General features: G+C 61.7%; 6 protein-coding genes and 1 pseudogene. 5 read left to right on the top strand and 2 right to left on the bottom strand.

Annotated features, from left to right (window positions below; genetic code table 11):
* A pseudogene (locus ACN0T5_RS21355) lies at positions 1-315 on the bottom strand (shikimate dehydrogenase); the annotation flags it as partial.
* Positions 312-911 (bottom strand): Maf family protein, encoded by a 600-nt coding sequence (locus ACN0T5_RS21350; RefSeq protein WP_417770617.1) that lies wholly within the window; start codon positions 909-911, stop codon positions 312-314. The gene ACN0T5_RS21350 and the pseudogene ACN0T5_RS21355, both read right to left, overlap by 4 nt.
* Positions 912-1,328: 417 nt before the next feature.
* On the opposite strand from ACN0T5_RS21350, the gene hemJ reads away from it, so the two are divergent.
* The 5 genes from hemJ to ACN0T5_RS21325 all read left to right on the top strand — a co-directional run.
* Positions 1,329-1,778: a protoporphyrinogen oxidase HemJ gene (gene hemJ, locus ACN0T5_RS21345; RefSeq protein ID WP_417770616.1), complete on the top strand. Its 450-nt coding sequence runs from the start codon at positions 1,329-1,331 to the stop codon at positions 1,776-1,778.
* A 138-nt stretch (positions 1,779-1,916) separates the two neighbouring features.
* Positions 1,917-3,215 carry a transcription termination factor Rho gene (gene rho / locus ACN0T5_RS21340; RefSeq protein ID WP_417770619.1) on the top strand — a complete coding sequence of 433 codons (1,299 nt, stop codon included), beginning with the start codon at positions 1,917-1,919 and terminating at the stop codon, positions 3,213-3,215.
* A 28-nt stretch (positions 3,216-3,243) separates the two neighbouring features.
* Positions 3,244-4,527, top strand: a complete 1,284-nt coding sequence (gene mnmE, locus ACN0T5_RS21335) for a tRNA uridine-5-carboxymethylaminomethyl(34) synthesis GTPase MnmE (protein ID WP_417770615.1) — start codon at positions 3,244-3,246, stop codon at positions 4,525-4,527.
* Positions 4,528-4,539: 12 nt separating this feature from the next.
* Entirely contained in the window at positions 4,540-6,402 is a 1,863-nt protein-coding gene (gene mnmG / locus ACN0T5_RS21330; protein ID WP_417770614.1) for a tRNA uridine-5-carboxymethylaminomethyl(34) synthesis enzyme MnmG, read from the top strand.
* On the top strand, positions 6,399-6,555 hold a 157-nt coding region (locus ACN0T5_RS21325; protein WP_417770618.1), incomplete at its 3' end, for an RsmG family class I SAM-dependent methyltransferase. The genes mnmG and ACN0T5_RS21325, both read left to right, overlap by 4 nt.

Here is a 6,555-nt window from a genome sequence, read left to right as displayed (position 1 = left end):
GTCGGCGTGGATCTTGCCGTCCTCGCGGAAGATCAGGGTATTCGCCGCCCCGATCAGCGTAGCCCGGTCGGTGACCAGGTCGGCCATGGCGAGGATCTTTTCCTTGTGAGGGATCGTGACATTGGCACCTACGAACCCCATGCGCGGCAGCGTGCGCACGACCTCTTCCAGGTGCTCGGGCCGCACGTTCAGCGGTACGTAGTGCCCACGCAGCCCGTTCACCTTCAGCCAGTGCCCGTGCAGTTGTGGCGAGCGGGAGTGCCCGACCGGATAGCCGATAACGCCCGCCAATGGGATCTTGGCCGGATCATTCATCCCTCGATATCCCCCCTCGTCGTCAGGAAATTCAACAGCTCAAGCAGGGGCAAGCCGAGAACGGTGAAGTAATCGCCCTGTACGGATGCGAACAGCCGCACGCCCTCTTCCTCCAGCTTGTAGCTTCCGACGCTGTCGCCGATCCCGGGCCAGCACCGGTCGAGATAGGCTTCGAGATAGTCATCGGAGAAAGCGCGCATCGTCAGGCGCACCACTCCGACGTGTCGCCAGAGCGGCTGGCCCCCGCGACAGATGACGGCAGCTGAATACAGGGTATGCGTGCGACCACGCAGGCGGCGCAATTGCGCGCCCGCCTCGTCGCGGTCTTGCGGCTTGGCCAGAACATCGCCCTCAAGGCCGAGCACCTGGTCACAGCCGATAGCCATGGCCTCGGGCGCGCGCGCCGATCCGCGCTGGGCTTTCATCTCGGCAAGAGTGTCGGCGATGTCGCGCGGCGCCGCGCTCTCGGCCAGCATGGCATCGCGCGCTGCATCTTCGTCGATCCGCACCGGCGCACAGTCGAATGACAGCCCCGCCTGTCGCAGGAGCCGCGCGCGGATTTCGGAGCCAGAGGCCAGAACGATCGGAACCGCCATGTGAATAACCTGCGTATAAATCCCTGCAGTCGCAGCGCAATCTCTGTGCGCAATTCTGCCGCGTCATGCAAGGGCGGGACAGTTCGCTGATCTCGCCCTTTCTTCGCCCCCGGTCCTCCCCTGCGGAAAAGAATAAGCCCGCGGCGTACACAACTCTGTCAATGCGGATTCCATGCCCTTGGATGCCGTGTTTTATCCACGGATTATCTACTGTAACGATATGTTTTCATTCATTAAAATTCTGTTATCCTAAGCCCCTCTGTGCGCGAATCCCCCGTGCTCTTGCGATGTGGAGAATTGCGTTGAAGCACCGATAATCCCCAGAACCTGGCTGCCCTACAAAACCATCAACCTTCTTTATTCTTTTCTTTATTATTTATAGGACCGGACCGAGAGCCCGGAACAAGGACGCCCCGAATGCTGGATTGGCTGGCGCAGTACCATGCATGGATCAAGGCCGCGCATATCATGTCGGTCATCGCGTGGATGGCGGGATTGTTCTATCTTCCCCGGCTCTTCGTCTACCATGCCGAAACCTCGACCACGGGCGATCAGGCCGACGGGATGCTTCAGATCATGGAGCGGCGCCTGCTGCGGGCGATCATGAATCCAGCGATGATCGCGACCTGGGTCTTCGGCCTCGCCCTGGTGTTTACGCCCGGCATCGTCGACTGGTCGATGGCCTGGCCCTGGGCAAAGGCGGCATCGGTGCTGGCGATGACATGGTTTCACCACTGGCTCGCCCGCAGACGCAAGGATTTCGCGGCCGGGGCGAACCAGCTTGAAGGGCGGCGGTTTCGCATCATGAACGAGGTTCCGACGCTGCTGATGGTGGTGATCGTGCTGGCCGTGGTGGTGAAATTCTGAGGTCGTTGACTCCGCGGCCCCTTCGTCCTATGAGCGTTGAACGGCCCGTCCGGGCCCCGAGCTTTTCACACCAGCAGTAAGACCGCGCGCCAGCTTTGCCTGGGCCGCTCACGGGATAGCCTGATGACCTCCGATACCATGACCACTGAATTCGCCGAAGATCCCAGCGAGATCGAGCGCCTGAACCTCTCTGACCTCAAGGCGAAAAGCCCCAAGGACCTGCTGGCGATGGCCGAGGAGCTCGAGATCGAGAACGCCTCGACCATGCGCAAAGGCGAGATGATGTTCTCGATCCTCAAGGAGCGGGCCGAGGATGGCTGGGAGGTCTGCGGCGACGGTGTGCTCGAGGTACTTCAGGATGGCTTTGGCTTCCTGCGTTCCCCCGAGGCGAACTACCTTCCCGGTCCCGACGACATCTACGTCTCGCCCGACATGATCCGCCAGTACGCGCTGCGCACCGGCGATTCCATCGACGGCGTGATGCGCCAGCCGGAAGAGAGCGAGCGGTACTTCGCGCTGACCAAGGTGTCGCATATCAATTTCGAGGATCCCGAGAAGGCGCGTCACAAGATTGCCTTCGACAATCTGACCCCGCTTTATCCCGACGAGCGGCTCAAGATGGAAATCGAGGACCCGACGATCAAGGACCGATCCGCCCGCATCATCGACCTGGTTGCGCCCATCGGCAAGGGCCAGCGCTCTCTGATCGTGGCGCCGCCGCGCACGGGTAAGACCGTGCTGCTGCAGAACATCGCCAACTCGATCGAGGCGAACCACCCGGAATGCTACCTTATCGTGCTGCTGATCGACGAGCGGCCTGAAGAGGTGACCGACATGCAGCGCAGCGTGAAGGGCGAGGTTGTGTCCTCTACCTTTGACGAGCCGGCAACGCGCCACGTCGCCGTCGCCGAAATGGTGATCGAAAAGGCCAAGCGCCTGGTCGAACACAAGCGCGATGTCGTTATCCTGCTCGACTCGATCACCCGCCTCGGACGTGCCTTCAACACGGTCGTGCCGTCTTCGGGCAAGGTTCTGACCGGCGGTGTTGACGCCAACGCGCTGCAGCGCCCCAAGCGGTTCTTCGGCGCCGCACGCAACATCGAGGAAGGTGGCAGCCTGACGATCGTGGCGACGGCCCTGATCGACACCGGCAGCCGCATGGACGAGGTTATCTTTGAAGAGTTCAAGGGCACCGGCAACTCCGAGATCGTCCTCGATCGCAAAGTCGCCGACAAGCGCGTCTTCCCGGCGATGGATATCCTCAAGTCCGGCACCCGGAAAGAGGATCTTCTGGTCGACAAGGTTGATCTGCAGAAAACCTTCGTGCTGCGCCGCATCCTTAATCCGATGGGCACAACCGACGCGATCGAGTTCCTGCTGTCGAAGCTTAAGCAGACCAAGACGAACTCCGAGTTCTTCGACTCGATGAATACGTGATACTATAATAATTTCAATGGATTAGACGATGGATACGATTTTTGCACTGGCCTCGGCGCCGGGCAAGGCGGGCGTATCTGTCGTCAGAATTTCCGGCCCCCGGGCCTGGCCCGCTGCCGAGGCATTGTGCGGCACACTTCCCCCCCTCCGGCAAGCCGGGGTCCGGCGCCTGCGCACGGACGATGGCGAGGTTCTGGATGAGGCGCTGGTACTCCGTTTTGCCCGCGACGGAAGTTTCACCGGTGAAGACGTGGTCGAGTTGCACCTGCACGGCAGCGTGGCGATCATCGGGGCCGTGCTTGGGTGGCTCGACCGGCAGGACGATCTGCGCCAGGCCGAGGCCGGAGAGTTCACCCGCCGTGCGCTGGAAAACGGTCGCCTGGACCTCGCACAGGTCGAGGGACTGGCTGATCTTATCGATGCCGAGACCGAGATGCAGCGTCGGCAGGCGATGCGCGTCCTGTCTGGAGAACTTGGTCGCCGCGCCGAGGCCTGGCGCCGCGATCTGATCCGCGCGGCCGCACTGATCGAGGCCAGCATTGATTTCGCTGACGAAGAGGTACCGCAGGATGTGACGCCGGAAGTGGCCGACCTGATTTCAAGGACCAAGGACGCGCTGGAGCGCGAGATGCGCGGCGTCGGGGCGGCCGAGCGCGTGCGCAGCGGCTTCGAGGTGGCCATCGTCGGTGCCCCGAACGTCGGTAAGTCGACCTTGCTGAATGCCATCGCCGGACGCGAGGCCGCGATTACCTCGGAATATGCCGGAACCACGCGCGACGTGATCGAGGTGCGCCTTGAAATCTCGGGTCTCGCGGTCACGCTTCTGGATACCGCCGGATTGCGAAACTCCAGCGATCACGTCGAAGCGATCGGGATCGAGCGGGCCCGGCAGCGTGCCAACGAAGCAGACCTGCGCGTTTTCCTTCTGGGGCCGGATGATCAGCCGCAGATGGTGCCCCAACCGGGCGACATCGTCATCGGTGCGAAATCCGACGTCACCGGCGACGCCGATGGAATTTCTGGAAAAACCGGCGCCGGACTTGAGCGATTGATTGATCGGATCGGCAACATTCTGACAGAGCGCACGGCGGGCAGTGGCATTGCCACACGGGCGCGGCATCGTGATGCGATGGAGCGCGGCGCGGCTGCGCTCGCCCACGCCCTTTCCCTGGTCGAAGGCCCTGAGGATCTGCGAGAGTTCGCGGCGGAAGACCTGAGAAGCGCGGTACGTGCCCTTGATTCTCTAGTCGGGAAAGTCGATGTAGAGAATCTTCTGGACGAGATCTTCACGAGCTTCTGCATCGGCAAGTAAGGAGTGTTTCACGTGAAACATTTTGACGTCATCGTTATCGGCGGCGGCCACGCCGGCGCTGAGGCTGCGGACGCCGCGGCCCGCGCCGGCGCGGCGACATTGCTGGTGACCCTGGAGCGCGCCGGGATTGGTGTGATGTCGTGCAACCCGGCCATCGGCGGGCTTGGCAAAGGCCATCTCGTTCGCGAGGTTGATGCCTTTGATGGCGTCATGGGGCGGGTCGCCGACCGCGCCGGTATCCAGTTTCGACTGCTCAATCGTAGCAAGGGCCCGGCCGTGCAAGGCCCGCGGGCGCAATCCGATCGCCATATCTACCGTGCCGAGATGCTTTCAGCGCTTGAAGCCCGCGCAGGACTGGAGATTCTGGAGGGTGAAGTCAGCGGGCTGATACTGGAGGGTGACCGCGTGGCTGGCGTGCGCCTGGCCGACGGTAGTGAAATTCGCGCAAGGGCCACGGTGCTGACCACCGGCACTTTCCTGCGCGGCGTCATTCATATCGGCGACAGCCAACGTCCCGGCGGTCGAATGGGCGACGCTCCTTCGGTCCAGCTCGCGCATCAAATTGACGGTTTCGGCCTCCCCCTCGGGCGCCTGAAAACCGGCACCCCGCCTCGGCTTGACGGGCGGAGCATCAACTGGGATGGCCTTGAGATGCAACCCGGGGACGATGATCCGGTGATGTTCTCTTTCCTTTCAACCGCGCCGACTGCTCGGCAGGTGTCATGCGGGATTACCCATACGAACGAGCGGACGCATGATGTTATCCGCGACAACCTTGCGCGGTCGGCGATGTACGGCGGGCAGATCGAGGGGATCGGGCCGCGCTACTGCCCGTCCATCGAAGACAAGATCGTGCGATTTTCCGAGAAAACCTCGCATCAGGTGTTTCTCGAACCCGAAAGCCTGAGCGATACGACGATTTATCCCAACGGGATCTCGACCTCCCTGCCCCAGGATGTTCAGGAGGACTATATCCGGACCATTCAGGGGCTTGAACATGCGAAGATTTTGCAGCCGGGTTATGCAATTGAATACGACTATGTCAATCCACAGGTCCTTGACGCGAGACTGTCTCTTATAGATGTGCCAGGCCTGTTCCTTGCCGGACAGATCAATGGCACCACGGGATACGAGGAAGCCGCCGCGCAGGGCCTCGTCGCCGGGTTGAACGCCGCGCGCGAGGCGCAGGGGCTTGAGCCGATCGTGTTCAGCCGTGCCGATAGCTACATCGGCGTAATGATCGACGATCTGATCACGCGCGGTGTGAGCGAGCCATATCGCATGTTCACATCGCGTGCCGAGTTTCGGCTGTCGCTGCGCGCGGATAACGCCGACCAGCGTCTTACGCCGATGGCAATCGCGGCGGGCTGTGTATCGGAAGAGCGCAGAGCGGCCTTTGAATGCAAGATGGAGCGCTTGGACGCAGGCCGCGATCTTCTTCAAGGTATCGAGCACAGCCCCAAGGCGGCGAAGGAAGCCGGGATTAACGTGAACCAGGACGGCAAGAAGCGCACGGCGTATCAGCTTTTGTCTCTTCCGAATGTCAGCTTCGATCACATCCGGCTTCTGCAGCCGGAATCGGCGGAACTGGACGCTGAAATTCAAGAGCAACTGGTTCGCGACGCGATCTATGCGAACTATATCGAGCGGCAGACGCGAGAAGTTGAAGCGTTGCGGAAGGACGAGAATGTCGAGATTCCGCAGGATTTTGACTACTTCGCAATCAGGGGCCTGTCGACCGAACAGCCCGGCAAGCTCGTCCAGCAACGGCCCGGAAACCTGGCTCAGGCGGCGAAGATCGACGGGATGACGCCGGCCGCCCTTGTTTTGATTCTCGCACGGTTGCGCCAGGCAGCGCGTGAGAAGTCGGCGTGAGCCGCGACGACTTCGAGCGCGATGTTTCACGTGAAACATTCGAGCGTCTTGACCACTACGTTACGCTGCTGAACAAATGGAACCCCGCGATCAACTTGGTCTCGCGCAATACGCTCGACGGCGTCTGGGTGCGGCACATCGCCGATTCCGCAC

It is taken from the genome of Stappia sp., assembly GCF_048261845.1.
Classification (GTDB): Bacteria; Pseudomonadota; Alphaproteobacteria; order Rhizobiales; family Stappiaceae; genus Stappia.
This window is presented reverse-complemented; position numbering and strand designations above follow the sequence as displayed.

What these genes read in the sequence shown, in the direction of transcription:
- ACN0T5_RS21350 (WP_417770617.1), bottom strand. Translation starts at nt 911, where the DNA reads ATGGCGGTTCCGATCGTTCTGGCCTCTGGCTCCGAAATCCGCGCGCGG.
- hemJ (WP_417770616.1), top strand. Translation starts at nt 1,329, where the DNA reads ATGCTGGATTGGCTGGCGCAGTACCATGCATGGATCAAGGCCGCGCAT.
- rho (WP_417770619.1), top strand. Translation starts at nt 1,917, where the DNA reads ATGACCACTGAATTCGCCGAAGATCCCAGCGAGATCGAGCGCCTGAAC.
- mnmE (WP_417770615.1), top strand. Translation starts at nt 3,244, where the DNA reads ATGGATACGATTTTTGCACTGGCCTCGGCGCCGGGCAAGGCGGGCGTA.